Origin of the sequence: Methyloprofundus sedimenti (assembly GCF_002072955.1) — a bacterium.
GTDB classification, from domain to species: domain Bacteria; phylum Pseudomonadota; class Gammaproteobacteria; order Methylococcales; family Methylomonadaceae; genus Methyloprofundus; species Methyloprofundus sedimenti.
The window spans coordinates 619,435-640,992 of the sequence record NZ_LPUF01000001.1; the positions used below are offsets into that span (position 1 = coordinate 619,435).

21 protein-coding genes are annotated in these 21,558 nt (G+C 42.5%); 14 read left to right on the forward strand and 7 right to left on the reverse strand.

The annotated features are described in order from the left end of the window. Positions 1–246 precede the first annotated feature (246 nt). The gene (locus AU255_RS02635; RefSeq protein WP_143735841.1) at positions 247–924 is read right to left on the reverse strand and encodes a hypothetical protein; all 678 of its coding nucleotides are present in this window, start codon (positions 922–924) and stop codon (positions 247–249) included. Positions 925–1,229: 305 nt separating this feature from the next. Here AU255_RS02635 and AU255_RS02640 point away from each other — a divergent pair, with 305 nt between their 5' ends. Together AU255_RS02640 and AU255_RS02645 are read left to right on the forward strand one after the other, a co-directional pair. After that, positions 1,230–2,495: a TIGR03862 family flavoprotein gene (locus AU255_RS02640; RefSeq protein WP_080523262.1), complete on the forward strand. Its 1,266-nt coding sequence runs from the start codon at positions 1,230–1,232 to the stop codon at positions 2,493–2,495. Between the two features lie 229 nt (positions 2,496–2,724). Continuing rightward, positions 2,725–4,305: an IS66 family transposase gene (locus AU255_RS02645; RefSeq protein ID WP_080520980.1), complete on the forward strand. Its 1,581-nt coding sequence runs from the start codon at positions 2,725–2,727 to the stop codon at positions 4,303–4,305. 157 nt (positions 4,306–4,462) lie between these two features. Here AU255_RS02645 and AU255_RS02650 read toward each other — a convergent pair whose 3' ends face one another. Continuing rightward, entirely contained in the window at positions 4,463–4,951 is a 489-nt protein-coding gene (locus AU255_RS02650) for a YchJ family protein (protein WP_080521434.1), read from the reverse strand. Between the two features lie 169 nt (positions 4,952–5,120). Here AU255_RS02650 and gnd point away from each other — a divergent pair, with 169 nt between their 5' ends. The 7 genes from gnd (at position 5,121) to AU255_RS02685 (ending at position 11,904) form a co-directional block, all read left to right on the forward strand. Further along, on the forward strand, positions 5,121–6,566 hold the full coding sequence (gnd, locus tag AU255_RS02655; RefSeq protein ID WP_080521435.1) for a decarboxylating NADP(+)-dependent phosphogluconate dehydrogenase: 1,446 nt from the start codon (positions 5,121–5,123) through the stop codon (positions 6,564–6,566). Between the two features lie 410 nt (positions 6,567–6,976). After that, entirely contained in the window at positions 6,977–7,546 is a 570-nt protein-coding gene (locus tag AU255_RS02660; protein ID WP_080523263.1) for a Uma2 family endonuclease, read from the forward strand. Between the two features lie 35 nt (positions 7,547–7,581). After that, a complete protein-coding gene (gene zwf / locus AU255_RS02665) occupies positions 7,582–9,066 on the forward strand; it encodes a glucose-6-phosphate dehydrogenase (RefSeq protein ID WP_080521436.1) in 1,485 nt (494 codons plus the stop codon). Then, entirely contained in the window at positions 9,063–9,728 is a 666-nt protein-coding gene (gene pgl / locus AU255_RS02670) for a 6-phosphogluconolactonase (protein WP_080521437.1), read from the forward strand. The genes zwf and pgl overlap by 4 nt, the downstream gene beginning before the upstream one ends. Positions 9,729–9,932: 204 nt before the next feature. Further along, positions 9,933–10,496 carry a hypothetical protein gene (locus AU255_RS02675; RefSeq protein WP_080521438.1) on the forward strand — a complete coding sequence of 188 codons (564 nt, stop codon included), beginning with the start codon at positions 9,933–9,935 and terminating at the stop codon, positions 10,494–10,496. 327 nt (positions 10,497–10,823) lie between these two features. Beyond that, the gene (locus AU255_RS02680) at positions 10,824–11,225 is read left to right on the forward strand and encodes a hypothetical protein (RefSeq protein WP_233144535.1); all 402 of its coding nucleotides are present in this window, start codon (positions 10,824–10,826) and stop codon (positions 11,223–11,225) included. 196 nt (positions 11,226–11,421) lie between these two features. Next, on the forward strand, positions 11,422–11,904 hold the full coding sequence (locus AU255_RS02685; protein ID WP_080521439.1) for an asparaginase domain-containing protein: 483 nt from the start codon (positions 11,422–11,424) through the stop codon (positions 11,902–11,904). Positions 11,905–12,122: 218 nt separating this feature from the next. Here the strand turns inward: AU255_RS02685 and AU255_RS02690 are convergent, their stop codons facing one another. Both AU255_RS02690 and AU255_RS21030 read right to left on the reverse strand, forming a co-directional pair. Next, the gene (locus tag AU255_RS02690; RefSeq protein WP_080521440.1) at positions 12,123–12,653 is read right to left on the reverse strand and encodes an REP-associated tyrosine transposase; all 531 of its coding nucleotides are present in this window, start codon (positions 12,651–12,653) and stop codon (positions 12,123–12,125) included. 142 nt (positions 12,654–12,795) lie between these two features. Beyond that, a complete protein-coding gene (locus AU255_RS21030; RefSeq protein WP_080521441.1) occupies positions 12,796–13,191 on the reverse strand; it encodes a type IV pilin protein in 396 nt (131 codons plus the stop codon). Between the two features lie 224 nt (positions 13,192–13,415). On the opposite strand from AU255_RS21030, the gene AU255_RS02700 reads away from it, so the two are divergent. After that, complete coding sequence (locus tag AU255_RS02700; protein WP_080521442.1) at positions 13,416–13,649, forward strand: asparaginase domain-containing protein; 234 nt, start codon at positions 13,416–13,418, stop codon at positions 13,647–13,649. A gap of 127 nt (positions 13,650–13,776) precedes the next feature. Here AU255_RS02700 and AU255_RS21035 read toward each other — a convergent pair whose 3' ends face one another. Further along, positions 13,777–14,217: a type IV pilin protein gene (locus AU255_RS21035; RefSeq protein WP_080521443.1), complete on the reverse strand. Its 441-nt coding sequence runs from the start codon at positions 14,215–14,217 to the stop codon at positions 13,777–13,779. Positions 14,218–14,293: 76 nt separating this feature from the next. Between AU255_RS21035 and AU255_RS02710 the strand changes: the two genes are divergently transcribed. The 4 genes from AU255_RS02710 to AU255_RS02725 all read left to right on the forward strand — a co-directional run bounded on the left by AU255_RS02710 (position 14,294) and on the right by AU255_RS02725 (position 18,199). Then, positions 14,294–14,827, forward strand: a complete 534-nt coding sequence (locus AU255_RS02710) for a GspH/FimT family pseudopilin (protein ID WP_158083037.1) — start codon at positions 14,294–14,296, stop codon at positions 14,825–14,827. Positions 14,828–14,846: 19 nt separating this feature from the next. Then, positions 14,847–15,698, forward strand: coding sequence for a PilW family protein (locus AU255_RS02715; protein ID WP_080521444.1), 852 nt, complete (start codon positions 14,847–14,849; stop codon positions 15,696–15,698). Between the two features lie 212 nt (positions 15,699–15,910). After that, on the forward strand, positions 15,911–17,119 hold the full coding sequence (locus AU255_RS02720) for a pilus assembly PilX family protein (RefSeq protein ID WP_080521445.1): 1,209 nt from the start codon (positions 15,911–15,913) through the stop codon (positions 17,117–17,119). Between the two features lie 12 nt (positions 17,120–17,131). Next, the gene (locus AU255_RS02725) at positions 17,132–18,199 is read left to right on the forward strand and encodes a PilV family protein (protein ID WP_080521446.1); all 1,068 of its coding nucleotides are present in this window, start codon (positions 17,132–17,134) and stop codon (positions 18,197–18,199) included. Positions 18,200–18,427: 228 nt separating this feature from the next. Here AU255_RS02725 and AU255_RS02730 read toward each other — a convergent pair whose 3' ends face one another. Beyond that, positions 18,428–18,820, reverse strand: coding sequence for a GtrA family protein (locus tag AU255_RS02730; protein WP_080521447.1), 393 nt, complete (start codon positions 18,818–18,820; stop codon positions 18,428–18,430). Then, entirely contained in the window at positions 18,817–21,357 is a 2,541-nt protein-coding gene (locus AU255_RS02735) for a hypothetical protein (RefSeq protein WP_080521448.1), read from the reverse strand. Before AU255_RS02735 ends, AU255_RS02730 begins: the two co-directional genes overlap by 4 nt. Positions 21,358–21,558: the final 201 nt, after the last annotated feature.

The following is a 21,558-nucleotide window of genomic DNA, read 5'->3' on the forward strand; positions in this document are numbered from 1 at the left end:
AAATCTGTTCGCCGAAAAGGTGAAGGTTTTAACCATTATAAATGGAAAATAAAATTACTTGATTACCCACAACTCTCAGCTATACCTCGTCATTCCTGCATGTTTCTAGCAGGAATCCAGTAGGTTAAGCATAGATTCCCGATATAAGACTTCGGGAATGACGATATCTTTAACATATTGATATTTAAATATATATTTTACTATGGCTGAGGGATATGGGTAATCAGCTAAAATTGTAAATTAAACTTACGGGTCGGGTTTATTTTCTGGAACAATCCAGTCATTCGTCACGACTCCGTGGGTATCAGTGAAAGATTTTTTAGTAAGCTCCCAGGTATCCTCGCCTATATTGATAAAGCGTCCATAGGTATCTATGTTATTCAGGTCGGTGAAACTGAACGGGCCGATAAATAACAGAAACGTAATGTCAGAGTAATGAGTTTCCGCATAAGCAGTTGGCGTCTGCGCGATAAGCCTGCCGTCACTGGTCCAGAAGTTGAGCTGAATCTGCGCACGTCCACGCTGAGCATTATCATGGAAGAGACTGACGGATGAAGTGCCCATCGAGCCTGGAATGGGAAAGCCGATAATGAAAGGATCGGTATCGCTACCGGCAAACTGCAGAACCGCCTCAATTACCGGAAGGTTTTCCGATGCATTGGTGGCAATATCCACTCCCAGAGAAATAAGATATTGTCGAAGCTGGGCGTGAGTCCAGCTGTCATCATGAGTATCGGGGGACACCACTGTTATTTTCCAGCGCCCATTGCGAACCGCTTTGAGAATTGGTAACTTATGTACTGCCCGAAGAATGGCTCCTCGTGTCAGCTGTTGTTCGAGAGCTGTCCGTCCGTCTATCATCATCCCGGGATTAAAACAACCGCTGATCAAAATACACAGAAATATGATGTATACAGTACGCATAGTGCAAGAAACAAATAATAAAATATTTAATTCAATTTTAACGTATTATTTTTGGCAATAAAATTTACTTCATTTTGTGTAATAAATATGCCTGCGAGAATCACCACCTAAGCACATGTTTATACGTTTTATTATGCAGAGATAGTGTCATTACTTAACAACAAAATGCATATAATACCGTATATGAATCACTACGATTGCATATTTGTCGCTGGAAGTGAATCTTAGTGGGCTTAACGCCCACGCAAATAGCGTGCATTGCACTAATTGCATTATCCTTTTCACCAGGTTTAACTAATCCGCCCATGACTGAAAACAAGACAGCTACTTTTTCTGCCGCCATTATTGGCGGAGGTCCGGCGGGGTTAATGGCTGCCGAAATGTTAAGTCAGGCGGGAGTAAAAGTTGATCTTTACGATGCGATGCCATCGGTAGGACGGAAATTCTTACTGGCCGGCAAAGGCGGATTAAATCTAACCCATGCCGAACCTTTTACCGATTTTGTGACCCGCTATGGTACTGCGCAAGCTGATATTGAGCCTTTATTAAATGACTTTAGTCCGCAAATGCTACGCGACTGGGTTAGCGACTTGGGCATTAGCACCTTTGTCGGTTCATCACAGCGCGTGTTTCCGCTGGAAATGAAGGCAGCGCCGTTATTAAGAACATGGTTACATCGCCTGCGCACAGCTGGCGTAAAAATACACACCCGACACCGCTGGCTGGGCTGGGATGCGAAACAGGCGCTACGCTTTAGCTACCTGGAAACAGAAAAAACAGTTATTGCCGATGTCATCGTGCTGGCATTAGGCGGTGGCAGCTGGGCTAAATTCGGTTCAGATGGATTATGGCTGCCTTTACTCGCGCAACGCAATATTGCTATCGCGCCATTGCAGCCCGCTAATTGCGGTTTTATCGTGGCCTGGAGTGATTATTTTCGCGAACGCTTTGCTGCGACACCGCTAAAATCCGTAACGTTATCTTTTACCGATGCTGCGGGACAATTACACACGAAAAACGGTGAGTTAATGCTCACGGCTTCAGGTGTGGAAGGCAGTTTGATTTATGCATTATCGGCTCCGCTGCGGGAAACTTTAAATGCACAGGGATCGGTTACAGTGTATCTGGATTTGACGCCTGATAAAGACTTGGCATGGGTCAAGAGCGCGCTTTCCCGCAGCAGAGGCTCAAGGTCTATGAGCAACCATTTACGTAGTAAAGTCGGCATTAGCGGGGCAAAATCAGGCTTATTACGCGAATATTTATTTACCAGCGAATTTTCCGATATAGCAAAGTTAGCTGCGGCTATAAAAGCCCTGCCGATTCAGTTAATCGCCACTCGTCCCATTGATGAAGCAATCAGCACCGCAGGTGGTGTGTGTTTTAGCGCCATGAATACACAGCTGATGCTTAAAAGCCTGCCGGGTGTATTTTGTGCCGGTGAAATGCTGGACTGGGAAGCGCCAACCGGTGGTTATTTGCTTAACGCCGCATTTGCCAGTGGTCGAGCAGCAGGCATAGGCGCGCTAAACTGGCTACAGTCTGTAAAAGCAAATAAAGAAACTGCATGACACACACACTTTGCCATCCAGGCAGGGTGGGGCTTTTAGTCTGCTTTGTATTGCCGACATTGCAAAATTATCTGCCGGCCGAAATATGCCATGAAATAGACTAACCTGCTTACCCACAACTCTCAGCCACAATGGAATAAAAATTTAAATATCAGTATGTTAAAAATATCGTCAGAAACTTCTCATTATCCACGGGAAAATATTAAAAAGTTGCTTTACAATATATTCTATGAACTCGCCTAAACCTGAATTACCAGAGATAAACAAAGAAGATCGCACACCGCTAGTCGATGTGTTATTGGAAATGCTTGCCTGGCAACAAAAGCAGATTGATGAGTTAGCACAAGAGATACTCAAGCTTAAAGGCGAAACCACAAAGCCTAAAATCAAACCGAGTACAATGGATAAGGAGGGTGCCCCAGGAAGTGATGACTCCTCATCAAAAAGGAAAAAAGGCCCAAGGCGCAGTAAAAAAGGCAACCTCAAAATAGATGAAACCCAAATTATTCAGCCGGATGAAATCCCGGAGGGTTCACGCTTTAAAGGGTATCAGGATCGTGTTATTCAGGATATTACCTTTCAAACTCATAACATTCGTTATCGTTTAGCAGAATATATAACGCCAGAGGGTCTTACGATTTTAGGTCAGCTTCCTGAAGACATTCAGGGAGGTAGTTTTGGTAAAAGCCTTATTGCCTTTATTCTCTATCAATACCATCACCAACATGTCACACAGCCATTACTACTGGAACAAATTCGTGATTTAGGCGTCGATATTTCGAGCGGTAAGCTCAGTTATATACTAACAGAAGATCTGGACGATTTTCATGCCGAAAAAGATGAATTACTGAAGACGGGATTATCCGTTTCTAAATATATTCATACAGATGATACTGGCGCACGGCATAAAGGGCAAAATGGCTATTGCACACATATTGGCAATGATTTTTTTGCCTGGTTCAGTAGTACAGAAAGTAAAAGCAGAATCAATTTTTTAAACTGTCTATCACAAGGCAAAACAACGCTTTATACATTGAACACAGGTGCCATTGAATACATGGCACAAAATAAGCTGTCTGTTGTAATCTTGGCGACACTGGAAAATATCAGTGTCTGCATTAACACGGCACCTGACTGGTGCGAATGGCTGGATCAGCAAGGCATCGTTAAACCTCGGCACAGAAAAATAGTCACGGAAGGTGCTTTGATGGGAGGGCTGCTAGACCAAGGCATTTCCTCTGACTTTTCAATTATCAGTGATGATGCAGGGCAGTTTAACGTCTTTGATCATGCCTTGTGCTGGATCCATGCCGAACGAGTGATTAATCGCCTGATTCCTTTAAATGACAGCCATACCAAGGCAGTAGATGACGCACGCGACCAGCTTTGGTCGATTTACCATGACCTGAAAGCTTATAAACTTAATCCTGTTACCGAACAGGCGAGCAGTATCAGGCAGCGCTTTCAAATCCTATGCAGTACCAAAACCTGTTACGAAACGCTTAACCAGGCCCTCGGGCGAATGGGGAAAAATCAACATGAACTCCTCCGTGTACTCGACAAACCCTACCTCCCACTTCATAACAATTTAAGCGAACGGGATATAAGGGATTACGTCAAGAAACGAAAAATCAGCGGGAGTACACGAAGTGATGCAGGGCGGAAAGCCCGTGATACTTTTGCCAGTCTCAAGAAGACCTGCCGAAAGCACGGCATGTCATTTTGGGGTTATTTAAAAAGTCGCTTACTGAAGTTAGAAGGGATTCCTCCGTTATCGGAAGTCATTCGTGCGGCCGCTGCCAGTGGATAATGAGAAGTTACTATCGTCATTCCCGAAGTCTTATATCGGGAATCTATGCTTAACCTACTAGATTCCTGCTAGAAACATGCAGGAATGACGAAGCATAGCTGAGATTTGTGGGTAATCAGGTAGATTAATGCAGTGTTAATAAACATAAATATTACGCCTATTTTTTTCCGCAGCAGCGCTTGAATTTCTTGCCACTTCCGCAGGCACAAGGTGCGTTTAAACCCTGATTAAAAGAACCCTGGTCTAATGCTATGGACTTTACCTTGCCGTCCAGGTAATACCAAAGCCCCTGCTTTTTGATAAAACGGCTGATTTCATTCATAACGCGTTGTTCGCCATCGATAGTGAAATAGGCTTTGAATTCTACAATCCCTTTATGGTCTTTTGCGCAACCATTTTTTATCAGCAATATCTCCAGTCGAGTCCATTCGCCGGTATCTTTAGAAAAATCAATTGTAGCCGGGCGCGTAGCCTGATCCCAGGTCTTTAGTAAATAAGCCTCATTATGCTGTGCATAAGCAGTAAATCGAGAGCGCATTAATGCTTCTGCGCTTGATGCATCAGAATGTCCGCTATGCAGTAATTCACAACACTGCGGGTAAGTTAAGCTTGAGCCACAAAGACAGTGAGCGGTATCAGTAGACATAATGGAGAGTATTAAAGCCAAAGATTAAAATTGTATAATAGCAAACATGCCCTGATTTCGGTAAAAATGCGTAAAAGAATAAGGCTAAAAACATCATTTTGCTGTATATTATTCACGTTTAAAACAGGCATACTCTGTTGTTATTACAATAATTTAGGTGAGCAAACGAATGAAAGCGGATATTGGGTTAATTGGCCTTGCGGTCATGGGGCAGAATTTAGTTTTAAATATGAATGATCATGGTTTTAAGGTGGCGGTACATAACCGTTCACGGGGAAAAACAGATGATTTTTTAAAAGGTCCTGCAAAAGACACTCCAATTACTGGTGCTTATTCTCTGAAAGAATTGGTCGATAGTTTACAAAGTCCTCGTGTTGTTATGTTAATGGTGAAAGCAGGTGATGTTGTCGATAGTTATATTGATCAGCTGACACCTCTACTGTCAGCAGGTGACATCATCATTGACGGTGGGAATTCTTTATATACGGATTCTAATCGTCGCACAGTAGCATTAGCGGAAAAAAATATTCTTTATGTCGGTTCTGGCGTTTCAGGCGGCGAAGAAGGTGCACGCCATGGGCCTTCAATTATGCCTGGTGGCAATAAAGATGCCTGGAAAACTGTACAGCCGATTTTGCAGGCAATTTCAGCAAAAGTAGACGGCGAGCCATGTTGTCAGTGGGTTGGTGAAAACGGTGCCGGTCATTATGTAAAAATGGTGCATAACGGTATTGAGTATGGTGATATGCAGATTATCTGTGAAGCCTATCAATTACTTTCAGAAGGTTTAGGTTTAAGTGCCGATGAAATCCAGGGTGTTTTTGCCGAATGGAATAAAGGTGTTTTAGATTCTTATTTAATTGAAATTACCACTAATATTCTGGGTTTTAAAGATGCAGATGGTGCACCTTTAATTGATAAAATACTAGATACGGCAGGGCAAAAAGGGACAGGAAAATGGACCGGTATTAACGCCCTGGATTTAGGCGCTCCATTAACGCTGATTGCAGAATCTGTTTTTGCACGCTGCGTTTCTGCACAAAAAGAAGAAAGAGTCAACGCTGCGAAAATTCTGCCCCAATCAACAACAAGTTTTTCTGGTGATAAGCAGGCAATGATTAAAGCGATTGGCGATGCGGTTTATGCAGCAAAAATTGTTTCTTATGCACAGGGCTTTGGCCTGATGCGTGCGGCAGAAAAGGAATATGGCTGGAAATTAAACTATGGCGGTATCGCGCTAATGTGGCGCGGCGGTTGCATTATTCGCAGCCAGTTCTTGAATGATATTAAGCAGGCTTATGATGCTAATCCGGAGCTCGATAACTTATTATTGGCTGATTATTTTAAAGATGCAATTGCTACAGCTGATCAGGGTTGGCGTGAGGCCGTTATATTGGGCGTGCAGTTAGCTGTGCCTACCCCAGCATTTTCATCAGCATTGGCTTATTACGACAGTTACCGTAGTGCACGTTTACCTGCTAACTTATTGCAGGCCCAGCGTGATTATTTCGGCGCCCATACCTATGAGCGTTTAGACAAACCGCGCGGTGAGTTCTTCCATACTGACTGGACAGGAACGGGCGGTAAAATGGCTTCAACGACTTATAACGCTTAATATTGGTATTTCATCTTGTTCCCATGCTCTGCGTGATACGTGTTTTTTACCGGATTAAAATGCTATGAAACGTAGGGCGCGGCTTTAGCCGCGCCTAATTTTGCTTATAATCTATGCTGATTACCCGCAACTCTCAGCCACAGTGGAATATAGGTTTAAATATCAGTATGTTAAAAACATCGTCATTCCCGAAGTGTTATATCGGGAATCTATGCTTAACCTACTGGATTCCTGCTGGAAACATGCAGGAATGACGAAGCATAGCTGGGAGTTGTGGGTAATCAGGCAATCTATTGGCGGACTGAAGCCGCGCCCTACAGGCTGGTTTTATAGGCAGTACAATCAGCATATGGATATGTCCGTTATTATCCTGATTTTAAGCTTGAAACCCATGTATAGGAGTTCTGATGATGCAAACTGCAGAAAGTCTTTTTTTTACAGTTGATAGTTATCTTGCCTGGGAAGAATTGCAGGAAGAGAAGCATGAATATGTCAATGGCGAAGTTTTTGCCATGGGCGGAGCACGAGGTGAGCATGTACTTGTTAGCTTGAATATGGCATCGGCATTAAAGCAGCATTTACGCAGAACGCCCTGTCAGACTTATATGTCTGATATGAAACTTCGCGTTGCGCAGATGGATGCCTTTTTTTATCCTGATGTTATGGTATCTTGCGCTAAAGAAGATCACCAGGCGGAGCAGTTTTTATCTTCTCCAGGTTTGATTGTAGAAGTATTGTCAGACTCAACTGAAGCTTATGACCGGGGGGCTAAGTTTTCAGCGTATCGACATTTATCGAGTCTTAAAGAGTATGTTTTGGTCGATATCAAGATGCGCAGTGTTGAGTGTTTCAGACGTACTGCTGAGAGTGAGTGGTTGATGCACGTTTACACAGATGAGCAAGTATGTGAATTTTTGAGTTTAGGTGTCTCTATTGAGATGGCCGTTATTTTTGAGGATATTGTTGATAGTCAACAGTAGCCAAACCCATTATTAAACAATTAAAGGAAAAAACAGTGAAAACTGACCCCTGTACTTATGTTATTTTTGGCGCAACGGGAAATTTAGCGCATATTAAATTAATTCCCGCGCTTTATCATCTTGATATAGAAAACCGGCTGGATGATGGAACCAAGATTATTGCTATTGGCCGCCGCCCCTGGGATAACGAAAAATGGATCTCAGAAGTACGCTTAATGCTTGAAGCAAAGGCACGAGGTGGTGTTGATGAAAAAGTATTTCAACGTTTTATTGGTCGCTTGCAATACCACAAAGGTGATTTGAAACAAGCTGAGTGTTATAGCAGTTTAGCGGTTTTACTCAGTGATACGGAGCAGTTTCCGCAGAATATCGCCTTTTATCTGGCGATTAACCCTGAAGACTTTAGCCCGGTTATTGAGCGCTTAAGCGTACCAAATTTATTAGAAGAAAAGCATTTCTGGCGTAGAGTCGTAATCGAAAAGCCTTTTGGCACTGATCTGGAAAGTTCACGTTCTTTACAAAAAAGAATCAGTAAACATCTGCGTGAAGAACAGATTTACCGTATCGATCATTACCTGGGTAAAGGTATGGTGCAAAATGTTCTGGTATTCCGCTTTGCCAATGCCATGCTGGAGCCTTTATGGAATCGTAATTATATCGATCATATCCAGATCACTCATTCGGAGCAGTTAGGGGTAGGTACGCGTGGTGGTTATTATGATCATACCGGCGCTATGCGTGATATGTTGCAAAGTCACCTGCTGCAGTTACTGACATTAGTTGCCATGGAACCGCCTGTGTCAATGAATGCAGAAGATTTACGCGATGAAAAAGTAAAAGTTCTAAAATCTATCCGTCCGATTCCTGAAGAAGCAGTACATGCCCAGTCATTTCGCGCACAATATTCACAAGGCCGTATCAATGGTGAAGATGTGGATAGCTATCTACAGGAAGAAGGTATTCCTGAAAATAGCGTGACCGAAACCTATGCTGCAATGAAGCTATACATAGATAACTGGCGCTGGCGTGGAGTGCCTATCTACTTGCGTACCGGTAAGCGCATGGAAAAAACACAATCCAGTATTTCCATCTGTTTTAGACATGCACCATCGCAACTGTTTAAAAATACCCAGGCGGAAAAAATCAATCAAAACTGGTTGTTGTTAGGCATACAGCCTGAAGAATGTATCCGTATGGAAATGACCGTTAAAGAGCCCGGTCTGGAAATGAAAACACGGCTGAGTAATCTGGATGCCAGTTTTCGCAATGAAAATGAGCAGCCATCAGATGCATACGAAGACTTGTTGCTGGATGTCATTGAAGGAGATCGTTCATTATTCTTGCGTTATGATGAAGTTGAATACGCATGGAAAATTGTCGATCCGATTTTAAATAAATGGGCTGTTGAGCGCGATTATATTGAAACGTATCCAGCAGGTTCCTGGGGGCCTAATGAGCGCCGCTTATTTGACAAGGAAAGTCAGCATTGGCGCAATACCTTACAGGCAGAAAAAAAATGACCCAGAATGTCAACTGGACATCTTATGATTCAATAGAATTGCTGGCAGAGGCAGTTTGTCAGCGAGTATTAGATGCAGCTGCAAAGGCAATTGCCGCCAAAGGTTCTTTCAAACTGGTTTTAGCGGGAGGCACGGCTCCCGTCAAAGCTTATCAGCTTTTGGCAGGCAGGCAGGCAGACTGGAGTCAGTGGCATATATATTATGGCGATGAGCGATGTTTGCCTGTGGATAATAGCGAACGTAATAGTCTGGTTGCCGAGCAGCAATGGCTGGATCTAGTGGCAATTCCCAGGACACAGATTCACCGTATTGCTGCTGAACTGGGCGCTGAAGCCGGTGCTGAGCAATATGCCAAAGAGGTTGCTGCGGCAGGTAGTTTTGATCTGGTACTGTTAGGCATGGGTGAAGATGGACATACCGCGAGCTTATTCCCGGGGCATGTGCACAATGTTAATGAACTGACTCATGCAGTACACAATTCACCTAAGCCGCCATCGGATCGGGTGACCCTAAGTGCAAAAGCCTTAAGTAATACGGCCGAGCTAATTTTTATTATCTCTGGTAATAAACAAGAGGCTTTGGCTGCATGGAAAAATCAGCAAGATTTACCGGTAACACACATATGTCCGGCCTCGGGTGTAGATGTGCTATTGAGTGTTTAATGAACTTCTTTAGTCAATAAATAAACTAACAGTAGGGCGGCGCTTTAGCCCGCAGGTAAATCATTATCTGCGGGCTAAAGCGCCGCCCTACGGTCGTTTAGGTTGCCACTCATATTATTCAACATGATTTTGAGCTGTGGCAGCATCAGTAAAAATAATTTCAAAGTGAAATAACAATAATAACTATAAAATAGGAGACCCTTAATGAAAGCCTGTGAATCAACTACTACCCAGGAAGAACACCGTGTCAATATTGGCCGTAATCATAAAAACATACCGCCATGGCGGCGCGGAATAGGCCTGGTACTGGTTTATTTGCCTATACTTACCTGGCCTTTTGTATTGACCAGTGCACTTTTATCCTATTACCATTTGAAAATGGTAGGTGCAGAAAACCTGAAAACCTTATTTGACTTTCTGCCCAAACGCGAAACTCATCGATATACCATGAAAAATCAGATTACCATGGATGCCAGTTTTTTCTTAAGTCTGGCGCAGACACGACTATACTGGATTTTAAACTGTACCTGGTACTGCCCGGTTAGTGTTGGCCTGTTTGAATGGCATGCCTATCTGGTAAAGCTGATTGAGAACTGGTGGTGTCCGTTTAACCATGGCAGAAAACAAGGCTACGATAATGCCAAAATTGACCAGTCATTTTGGCATATATATCCTGAAGACGAAGTAAAGCTGCATCAAGATGATCTGGAAAACCCGATATGGAATGAAAAATGCAGTCAGTGCGGTAGTGCAGATCAGGGAAAATAAGTTCACATACTTGACGGCCTTTGGATAAGGGCATATAAGGAACATAAGTTTCCTGATAATTGAAAAACTAAACATAGCAATATCTGGAGTTGTGCGATTATTCACCGGGCTTGGGCGTAATGAGGCAAACCTGTTTAAAAATACGCCTGCCTGCCCAGATATCTCGTAAAGATTGGGAAACTTCAGACCAGGAGTAAAAGAGCTTTAGCTATTTTGGCTACAAACTTTAAGACGGGACATTCAATAGACTTGTAGGGCGTGGCTTCAGCCCGCCTTTAAATGATCTCTGGCATTGACGGGCTGAAGCCGCGCCCTACAGTTTTCAATATGTCCCGTGTTAAAGCGATAGCCGCTAAAGCCCTTGTGCTCCTGAATCCTGATTCGTTAATCAAAAAAGGAGTTATCAAAATGAGTAACTGTTGCAGTGACCCGACAGAAATCCCCAAGGTTGATCCCAGAGATCTAGTGCGCGAGCAAACCCGCTATGGTGACCTGGTAAGAGAACTGTTCACCGGTGATCCGGAAAAGCTCATGATGCATGAATTAAGGGAAGCAAATGCCTATTTAAGAGAGCTGGCAGCATTGCACGCACACTACCCGTCAGTACGCCTTGCTGCAATAGCGCTACTGGAAAAACCCAGTTTGTCCGTATTGCAACGTATAGTCGATAAAGAGCCTGAATCAGAGATCGGCAAAGCTGTAAATGCACAGCTACAAAAAATGCAATGATAAGGAACATTCACGAAATAATATAAGCAACTTGTAGGATGGGCAAAGATCTTTTTCGTGCCCATCTTTATATAGTACGACCATCAGTAGCTATGCAGTAAAATGCTCTCCCGAAGCCCTTGAAGACCTGGAATCAATGGCTGAATATTATTGGTAAAGCCACCAGCTTTTTTTCAAAATAAATTTACTATCTCAAATGATACAAATATTTATCACCGGCGGCACATTAGACAAACGCTACAACGAACTGAATGGTGAGCTGGATTTCCCGGAAACACAGCTCCCTGCCATGTTAAAACAAGCTCGCTGTACTGCAGAAATTGACCTGCAATTGCTAATGCTGAAAGACAGCCTGGAAATGACTGACAAGGATCGGGAAGACATAAAGCAAAGCTGCATAGCCTCTAATGCACAACAAATCATCATCACCCATGGTACCGACACCATGGTAGCAACAGCAAAACACCTGGCTGAATCCATCAAGGATAAAACCATCGTGCTGGTTGGCGCAATGGTTCCCTATACGATAAAGCAGTCAGATACTTTATTTAACCTGGGCTGTGCGATAACAGCAGTGCAATTAATGCCGGCAGGTGTTTATATCACCATGAACGGCAAAGTATTTGACTGGGATAAAGTCGTAAAGGACAAGCAGCACGGAGAATTTAAAGTAATATAGGATATGTGTTGAGGAACGAAACGCATCACAGTCTTATGCCGTAAATGATGCGTTTCCTGTCGTCAACACATCCTATGGACTATTAGACTTTATGTTTTACCTGCATTTTTAAGCGCCGTAAGACAGATAAATTTTTATTCCTGTAATATATAGCTACCGATAATCCGTCATGTTCACCACTAATATAGGATGTGTTGAGGTACGAAACGCATCAATCTCTATTCACCGCCGTCAATAACAAATTCTCCCGAATGTCCCCAGTCCTTTGAATAGACACCTCTTGATACATAATGATGAAAACTTGAATAAGGCCAGTCACATGCATATTTTACCTGGCCATGTTTAACGGGATTCCAATGAATATAATCCACATGGCTATTAAAATCCTTCTGGCTGATAATCAAGTGGGCCCAGAAGCGACGTTGCCAAATGCCGCGTTCTTGCCGCTTTGTCCTGCTATGTGAAATATGCTCTCCCTTAGGTATTCCTCGAGAAAAATAACTTTTAAGCAATTTCCAGCGTGTTGAATAATCAGCATCTCCATCAGGTAGAGTCCAGATACAATGCAAATGTTCAGGCATAAATACAATCGCATTGATTGTGCAAGCGTGACGTTCTTTTACATAACGAAACGATTCCCGCAATAAATTAATTTCATCAACCAATAATGTGCTTTGATATCGATAAGCTAAATTAACGGTAAAAAACCACATAGCCCCTTTAACATATAGCCGCCGATAATCCGTCATATTCGCCTCCAATCCAATAGACCGCCTCTTAAAGCAAGAATTTGATGATTCACTTCCAATATAGGATGTGTTGAGGTATGAAACGCATCACAACCGTTTATCGCGCATGACGCGTTTCCTGTCGTCAATGCATCCTATGCGCTTATTTTCCCCAGCAATAGTCATCAACACCAGTAGCAGTTTTGTCGCCATTCTGGTCTATCGTGAAAGTGCCGCATTTAGAATCGGTATGCGGGCTTTTAGGTGCTGCAGAAATGCTATAAGCGGATGCCGTATTCCCGGAAACAGAAATTGTATAATAACCATCCGGTGATGTAGTCGATACACCAATATCTGATATTGATCCATAAGTCGTGTGATTAGCACGCCACTTTTCTTGTGCCAGTATCGCACTTAATAGAGCGGCCTTGGCATCAGCGCGTTTAGCGCGTTGAACATATTCAACATAGGCAGGCATAGCAATAGCCGCTAAAATTCCAATAATAGCCACAGCAATCATCAGCTCAATCAGCGTAAAACCCTTATTAAATTCTTTCATGGAATTAACCTGCTAAAATAAGAGGAAATACGCAAAAAGCATAGCACAGTATGGCCTAAAAAAAGGAGAGAAATATCTTAATTAGGTAGATACTTTCAAGGGTAAAATGACTATGAATAATACACGGGGTTTGGGATTTACTTTTCCGAACTTATGGTGACTATAGCGATAGCGGGAGTTTTAGCCTCTAATGCACAGCAAATCATCATTACTCATGGTACACCATGGTAAAAACAGCAACTTATCTGGCTTTATCAATCAAGGATAAAACGATCGCGCTGGTCGGAGCAATAATTCTCTTCACAATAAAGCAGTCAGATGCTTTATTTAACCTGTGTTGTGCGATAACAGCAGTGCAATTACTGCCAGCAGGAATCTATATCACTATGAACGGTAAAATATTTGCTTGGGTCAAAGTCGTAAAGGACAAGCAGCGCGGAGAAATTACAGCAATATAGGATGTGTTGAAAAACGAAACGCATCATAGTCTTATGCCGAGAATGATGCGTTTCCTGTCGTCAACACATCCTATGCGCTTTTCAAAGGTGGGGAGAAACGTTGCACCGCTACCTGGGCCAACCTAGCCTATGGCGTTGGGCATGCAACCGAGGCACTACTGGTAATTAGTGCATTTTGGTCGATTGTCAATGTTGCGCAAGTATCCTGGTTCTGTCCCCCAGTAGACTTTGGTGTTGCTGTAATGGTGAATGCAATCGCAGTATTTGTAATGACGGCAAAGGTATAGTAAGTAGATGCTGGTAGGCTAGTCGGTAGGGGGCTTGCTGTAGGATCAAGGAATTGGGCAAGTAGAGCAGATGTTGCGTAACCGGTATTTATTACTCTATATTTTTGCTGAGCCTGAGCTAAACGAGAAAGCTCTCCTTTAGCATCGTTACGTCGAGCTTTACGAACTGAATCTAGATAGGATGGAATTGCAATAGTAGCCAAAATACTAATAACGACAACAGTAATCATTAGCTCGATAAGCGTAAAGCCGGAAGTGTGATATTTTTTTTTAAAAAGCATAATAGATCTCTCAGAGCAAAGTCATAAATATAGTATAGTTTAAATGATACATATCCGATAAAAGGTACTTAATAATATGCATATTACACGGTTAAAACAGACGGGGTTCACTCTCACGGAATTGATGGTCGTTATTGCTATTGTCGGTATTTTGGCAGCAGTAGCCGTCCCGTCTTTTAATGATTCTATAGAAAGAAGTCGGCTTGTTAGTGCTAGTGAGGCAGTCATAGCCGATTTACGCTGGGCCAGAAGTGAAGCGATTAAACGTAATAGAAAAACTAGAGTCACATACACAACGGGCGCGTCATGGAGTTACACAATTATTGTTGATTCTAATAATAATGATACTTATGGGGATACAGTAGGTGGTATTGCAGATGAGACAATTAAATCAGTGACAGGGAGTAACTTTCCTTCTACAAGTATTTCATCAGTAGCTTTTAGTTCGGTAGCCTACACTACTTTTGATCCTGTCCGTGGTACGGCTAGTGCTGGGAACGTCATTTTAACCTCTTCAGCCTATTCAATTAAAGCAACGGTCAGCACATTAGGACGAACTAAGCTTTGCGCGGTAAGCAGTAGTTTTTCCGGTTACAGTGTTTGTCCATAAGATTAAAGAGGTATTAAATATGCAAAAATCAAAACGCCAAACAGGTCTTACTTTAGTTGAATTACTCGTTGGTATGCTGGTCGGCATGATTGTCATGGCGGGTGCCATCAGTATTTTTAGTAACTCCTTCAACAGTCAATCTGATAATATTCAATTAACTCGCTTGAATCAGGACTTGCGTGCCATGATGGATATAATGGAACGCGATATTCGACGAGCGGGGTTTGTAACATCTGATCCTGATAATAATTTTGCTTCATTGCAAGCTAATCCATTTTTTGACAGCGCCACTGGTGGTGCTACCACGGATATTGGTATTTATAACTCAGGTGCCTGTATCGTGTATTCCTACAATAGTGACAATGATAGCCCCCCCGTGGTGGATAGCAATGAGAGGCGGGGATTCTTATTGGACGGCACTAATTTAGAAATGCGTAAGTATGGAGCGACTAATGAAAACTGCTCAACAGGTGCAGAGTGGGAAACTATTACCGATCCTGGAATTGAAATCACTGCATTACAATTTACATTAACGACATCAACACTTAATGTCACAAGTATGATAAATGATGATGATGGTGATGGCACGGTAGAGCCAAGTGATTCAGATGGTATTCCTTATGGCGATGATGATGGTGATGGTTTATGTGACTGGACTGACACAAATAACGATGGTGTCCGAGATACTAATGAGCTTGAGGTCTGCAATACTTGTACGCGAGATGGTTCTCCACCTGATCCTGCCTGCCTTTATGTGCGCAATGTAACTATTTCACTCACCGGTCGTCTAGCTAATGATACAGCCGTCACCCAAACCATTACCGAAGAAATCCGCATTCGTAATGATAAATTTGTCGCCGCAGTTCCTTAAGGAACGAGGTTTTAATAATGCCTGAAAGTATCGCGCAGGATTTTGGCTTCACAGGCGTGTCAGGAATACAGGTGCATAGCATGCTACGCAACTGGATTTCTAGCGCGTCTGTGTAGTCAAAAGACAAGTCAGACTCGGGCATTATTGAATTCTCGTTCCTCACGTTAATACTAAAAACGCTTAAAACCGAAATAACACTTAGGAGGTTTCAAATGAAATCACTGCATATTAACAGCAAAGCAAAACAACAAGGCGCAGCGACAATATTAGTTGCATTGATTTTAATGATGATTATGGCAATTATGACGCTCACGATCTCACGAACTGGCATGTTAGAACAGCAACTGGTGGGTAATGATATACGCGCCAGAGAAGCTCAGGAGGCTGCGGAAGCAGGCCTGGAATATGCAATTGCCTGGGGAACAGAAAATCCTATAGCGAGTAGTATGACATGTACTTCAGCTAATGAAACAGACTGCCCGACTTTTGCTCAAGTAACAGGCTCGACCTCTTCAGAAGCTTACAATTACACTTTAACCTTTACTAAGGGAGCCGATGCTATCAAAGTCACTTCTGTGTCTCAAGGAGCAACAGATACTACCATATCGGCAACTTCTGAGACCTGGATTAAGCAAATCGCAGACTCCTTGTTTGGAGATGGTGATACTATGCCTGAACCTTGGGTTATCGCAGGTTGTATTACTTCAGCCCCCACCGGTAACCCAGGTACATTTATCTTAGGATCTAGTCATAATGCGGTAGTCTCTGGCACAAGTTCCAATGCGGCTTGCTTACCACAAGGACATTTAGATGTAACTAATTGGACAGATACCAATGGCGATGGCGTTAAAGATAGCGGAGAGGAGGGCGCGTCAGCTCCATTTAATACTGGCTTGTTTTCAGGTTGCCCTGCAACCGATTGTGCTTGGGATTATGCCTTTAAAATGAGTCTAGTAGATGCTAAGCAAAAAGCGACTGATGCAGGGCATGTTTATGGTGGTTCAATACCTTGCGGCCCATCTGGGTCACCGGGGATTTATATTATCAATAATGGCGGGCCAATTAATAGCGGTGATATCAGTGGTAGTTGTTCTGGTACTGGTGTTGATAACGCAACAATTGGTGAGCCTGGTAAGCCAATTGTATTAATTGTGCCAACATCGGCAGGTTGTCCTAAGTTTAATGGTGGCGTTACCATTTACGGTATTGTGTACTATGAATCAACTACAGCTTGCGCATCACAAGGCTGGGGAGGAGCTACAGTATATGGCTCAGTTATTTGGGAGGGTGATGTTGATAAACCTAATGCGAATACTGAATTTATTGAGGTCGATCACGGGAGTGGTAGCTCTTTGAATGATGTATTTCAGATGAGTATAGATGATGCTACCCGGATTCCAGGCACCTGGAAAGACTTTTAAGAGGGTTAAAAAATGAATAAAATTTTACGCAAAAAAATAGGCGGCTTTGGTTTACTCGAAGCAGTTATTGCGGCTTTAGTCGTTGGCGTGGGAATGCTAGGCCTGGCAAAGCTGCAAGGTGTTACTTTATTAAATAGCAGTGAAAGTCGTCTGCGTACCGATGCCTTAAATTTAGCACAGGAAAAAATGGAGGACCTGCGTACTTTTGCTAATAAGTCGGTATATTCAACATTAGCAGATGGGGGCAATGCCAATACGGAAGATATTATGGCGGGCGGTAATGCAAATTTTACCCGAGCCTGGACTATAGCAGACTGCTCGCTCGCCACGCTACCAAGCGGTTGTTCGGTGCAAGGAAGTTATAAATCTATTAATGTGAGCGTGACCTGGGCAGACCCTCAAGGAACCCAGCAGACTGTTCAATTAACTTCGTTTATCGCCGAAACAGATCCAGTGAAGTCGGGGTTGGTGCTTGCTCTTGGCGCAACATCAACATCCACTAGTTCTACATCATCCACCAGCTCAACATCATCCACCAGCTCAACATCATCCTCAAGTTCAACTTCATCCACAAGTAGTACTTCTACAAGTACCTCCACAACAGTACCAACGACAACAACAACCTTAGCTGGTGGAGGGATATGCAATTGTAAGTTTCAAAATTTAATCCAGGGTATTTCAGTTGAATCAGGCAGTGCATTATGCTGTACTGTACTGACATGTCTGACTGCTATTGCTAATGACATCGACACCCTAGAAAATAATTCATATTGGAGCGCCATTTGTTCCGGTGTGACGACAACAACGGCATCAACGACCACCACAACGGCTCCTACGACTACAACCACAGCCGCGCCGACTACGACTACAACTACGACATTATGTACTACTGTCGTAAGTGGTTCGCGGAAAAATAATAATTCTGTAAATTCAACGAATCCTTCAGGAGATTGTACTCAAGGAGATCCTTATAGTTGTACCGTTACAGCAGCTATGGGGACTATTATTATAGTTTCTGACACAAAAAGTAAATCTCAGTCTACTGACGCCAACTGTTCGAGCCAGACTGTAAATTTTTAGAGTATTTACAAAAATTTGAAAGCTTTCTCCAATAGGAGAAAGCTAGTATATAGTAGCTTGATGGGCACGCTATTGCTTTGCCCATCCTACACAGATTTTTAACTTGTTTAAGTTATTTCATGCACGTTCCTAAGCTGTTTAAAATAGTGTTTAAGTCTTGCCAAAAGAGAGGGAGTACCAGAGCTTCATTATAAACAGGAACAATGATGCTTAATGTGATATTGGAAGTCATATTTTTTTAAATACCCACAGTTTGCAGATGATAAAATTGCTTAAAATCAATAGCGTTTCGATGAGCACTTTTAAGCCCATGATATAAAACATGGTTGTTGATAGTGTTTTCAAGGTTAATAATAATGCGCTTGAGAGTGCTGTGTTAATAAGCCATAAACTTAAGTAGCGTAATAATGATGAGCTAAATTTTGTGTTTGAGGCATTGAAAGTCCAGAATTTATTAAGCATAAAGGCGGCTATTGCGCCTGCCGAGCGTGCGGCGATATTGGCGTGGATGATTGGCAACTGAAACCACAGCTGTAATATTGCAAAAAGAGTTATATCGACTAAATAGGCAATTCCTCCACTTAATATATAGCGTAAGGGCACTAATAAAGGGGTGTTCATTTATTTTTCAGTTGTTGCGTAAAGGCATGGTTAGGGTATCGGCTACGTAAACGCAATTCCAAAGATGAGGCCATCTCATCCTGCTTATCCATGCGGTGTAAACGCGCCAGTGTGTAGAGGCTTTCGGGCAACCAATAGCCATTATAATGATCAATTAACTTTTGATAGCGATGCTTACTTGTTGCTCTGTCACCATTCAGTTCATGCGCTTTGGCAGCCCAGAATAAGGCTTCCTCTTGAGTTGCAGGGCTGTTGCGTTGTCCTTCAATATGATCAAAATCATCCGCAGCTGTTTTATAGTCCTGTTGATTCATTGCTTTCCAGCCGCTACGGTAATAACGCTCGGGATCATGGTAATATGCATCAACATTAATGCCCGTTAGTAAGCAAAACCATATTAATAAACCTGAGCTAATAGAGCTAGGTAACGGTAATTGAGGGCGAAAGCTTCTGTTTTTTTCAGTTGAGATTGGGCGGCGCTTTTTTATATTGTAAAGTAAATAAAATACGATAGTACAAACCGCTAAAAGGCTGGTAATTTGTCCTAACTGGCCGATCAGTGTTGTTGCATACACCAATTCAACGTGAGTTGTTTCTGGAACAACTAACAAATACCCAGGCGCCGCCATATAAATTGCGCCTTTGCTAGTGAGTTGCCAACGAGGATGATAAGCTATTTTAACAATATGTGCCGTACCAGGCTGGTCGGTGGTAAATGTTATTTTTTCACGTTCAAAGTTGAGTTGTTGAATGTTCGCAGGTTTAGACTTTTTAAATATGATTTGTTCGGGAGCATTGTAAACAGGCCAGACATTGACATTTGGATAGCGTTTAAACCAGTTAAATGCATGTTCTTTCCAGTTGTTTTCATTAAAGTGACGTAACGGTAAAGAAGGAGACTGAATTAATTGACTTGTAAAGTTTTTTAAGCGATAAACGCTAAATGGCTGGGCTGTGGCAGTTTTTTGAAAAAGTGGGCTATTTTCAAGAGCGGCATTTGCTTTATCACTGCGTATTAACAGCTCATTTGCATGTAATAAATCCATATGCACTGCAGCTTTAGGAATATCCATTGAAGCACTCGGAAAGCGAACTAAGGGTGAGGATGGATATTGTGAAACTTCAGATTGCAGGTGATAAATAGCAGGTCCGAGGATGGCGGATTCCATATATAGCCCTTCTAATACAGGGCGTTGATTGAGGAACATGGGTAATGCTTCCAGCGCGCGAGTCGAGCCTAAATCATTATTTACTGGGGCATGTTCAAAAACCAAGCGTGGTGAATCAAGTTGACCGCTTAAAACAGGAAATAGCGATTTTAATACTTGCCAGGTGGGCTTGTCTTCATAGCCGCTATGGTTCCATGCAGACCAGTGTGAAGCTTGATGAGTGGTATGGTATAACCAGAACCCCATGAATAATATACAGCAGGCCGCTAAACTATGAATCAGTTTATGGGCGTAACGATAGGGTAGGCAGAGGCAAGCGATTTTAAGTGTTTCACCAAATACCCAGGCTGATAGGATGGATGCTAAAAGCCAGACATATGGAAAGAACCGAATGTCAGCAAGTCCTACACGGTTAGCGCTTACCCAAAATGTAATCGCTAGCAGCAACGTTGCGCTGACAAATGCGAGGGCACTATGGGAGCTCTTAGACCAATATTTACGCATAGCGGGAAAACAGTAAAAAACTGCACTCCCGATGCCTACAGCAAAAACCGGATATAAACTTTGGGGGAGATAATCGAGCCAGTTTTTTGATATATATGTGCCATCATTTGGAATAGTTAAGCTGTGCATTTCAAGCATTGGCCATAACCAGCCGGCTAATAGGCAAAATGCTAACCCATGAACTAATGCTAAATATCGTAATGAGGCTTTAAAGTTGCCGCAAAACAGTAAGAAAAAACTGCTAAAGCCGATAAGTAACAAGGCATATCCATGAGCAAAGCCTGTTAAAGCTTCTAGTAAGCCACCTAAAATCCAGAAATATTGCCCTTGTAAAGCTTTGATCCAAATCGTCAATGTAAGAAACGCAAATAGCATGCCGTAACTGTACGAAAATTCACCTGCTAGAATAGAAAGAAGATTGCCACCCCAGATTGAGTTTTGTTCATGCAGTAAAAAAGCAAGCACAGAGATGCCCGCAAAAAAACTGGTTAGGCGATTGTAGCCAAAGTATCGAATACTGAACCCATAAACAGTCACTGGCAAAATTATTGCCGCTGAGAAAACAGTCCATTTAAATGCTAAAGCAAAGGGTAGCCATTGATTGAGCAAAAAAATAATAATAAAAGGTAAGGGAAAGTAATAAGATAAAAAGGGAAACCCTCCAAATACTTCAGGTAACCACTGAGTCAAACCCTGTTGCGGAAAATATTGACAAAACTGAAAGGCGTAAAATACATGTGAGGCAGTGTCTCCCCCAGTAGGGAGACGATTTAAATTAAGCCAGTAAGGGTTGATGACGGCTATAGGGGTATACAGTAAAATTAAAATAGCTAGTATGTTCAACCAGTAGTGAAGCGAACGCATGATTTGTTTTGATAATAATGTGAAAATAAATAACAGGTTGTACTGGCATTGAGATGAAAAGAGGTATTTTGTTTGTCTTTTTGTGGCAATAAATAGGGGGTACCTTTTATCCCTAGAACACGGTTAGGCGAAAACTAAAGTATCGTGCGTAGCCCCATGTAGGGTGGGCAGTATTTTTTGCTCACCTTGTTGATGCAATAA

Bases quoted from the DNA above. Each gene is read 5' to 3' on its own strand.
- AU255_RS02700 (WP_080521442.1), top strand. From the start codon at position 13,416: ATGGTAAAAACAGCAACTTATCTGGCTTTATCAATCAAGGATAAAACG.
- AU255_RS02730 (WP_080521447.1), bottom strand. From the start codon at position 18,820: ATGAACACCCCTTTATTAGTGCCCTTACGCTATATATTAAGTGGAGGA.
- AU255_RS02735 (WP_080521448.1), bottom strand. From the start codon at position 21,357: ATGCGTTCGCTTCACTACTGGTTGAACATACTAGCTATTTTAATTTTA.
- AU255_RS02715 (WP_080521444.1), top strand. From the start codon at position 14,847: ATGCAAAAATCAAAACGCCAAACAGGTCTTACTTTAGTTGAATTACTC.
- AU255_RS21035 (WP_080521443.1), bottom strand. From the start codon at position 14,217: ATGCTTTTTAAAAAAAAATATCACACTTCCGGCTTTACGCTTATCGAG.
- gnd (WP_080521435.1), top strand. From the start codon at position 5,121: ATGAAAGCGGATATTGGGTTAATTGGCCTTGCGGTCATGGGGCAGAAT.
- AU255_RS02640 (WP_080523262.1), top strand. From the start codon at position 1,230: ATGACTGAAAACAAGACAGCTACTTTTTCTGCCGCCATTATTGGCGGA.
- AU255_RS02680 (WP_233144535.1), top strand. From the start codon at position 10,824: ATGTCCCGTGTTAAAGCGATAGCCGCTAAAGCCCTTGTGCTCCTGAAT.
- AU255_RS02650 (WP_080521434.1), bottom strand. From the start codon at position 4,951: ATGTCTACTGATACCGCTCACTGTCTTTGTGGCTCAAGCTTAACTTAC.
- AU255_RS02685 (WP_080521439.1), top strand. From the start codon at position 11,422: ATGATACAAATATTTATCACCGGCGGCACATTAGACAAACGCTACAAC.
- AU255_RS02690 (WP_080521440.1), bottom strand. From the start codon at position 12,653: ATGACGGATTATCGGCGGCTATATGTTAAAGGGGCTATGTGGTTTTTT.
- pgl (WP_080521437.1), top strand. From the start codon at position 9,063: ATGACCCAGAATGTCAACTGGACATCTTATGATTCAATAGAATTGCTG.
- AU255_RS02720 (WP_080521445.1), top strand. From the start codon at position 15,911: ATGAAATCACTGCATATTAACAGCAAAGCAAAACAACAAGGCGCAGCG.
- AU255_RS02635 (WP_143735841.1), bottom strand. From the start codon at position 924: ATGCGTACTGTATACATCATATTTCTGTGTATTTTGATCAGCGGTTGT.
- AU255_RS21030 (WP_080521441.1), bottom strand. From the start codon at position 13,191: ATGAAAGAATTTAATAAGGGTTTTACGCTGATTGAGCTGATGATTGCT.
- AU255_RS02675 (WP_080521438.1), top strand. From the start codon at position 9,933: ATGAAAGCCTGTGAATCAACTACTACCCAGGAAGAACACCGTGTCAAT.
- AU255_RS02710 (WP_158083037.1), top strand. From the start codon at position 14,294: ATGCATATTACACGGTTAAAACAGACGGGGTTCACTCTCACGGAATTG.
- AU255_RS02660 (WP_080523263.1), top strand. From the start codon at position 6,977: ATGCAAACTGCAGAAAGTCTTTTTTTTACAGTTGATAGTTATCTTGCC.
- AU255_RS02725 (WP_080521446.1), top strand. From the start codon at position 17,132: ATGAATAAAATTTTACGCAAAAAAATAGGCGGCTTTGGTTTACTCGAA.
- AU255_RS02645 (WP_080520980.1), top strand. From the start codon at position 2,725: ATGAACTCGCCTAAACCTGAATTACCAGAGATAAACAAAGAAGATCGC.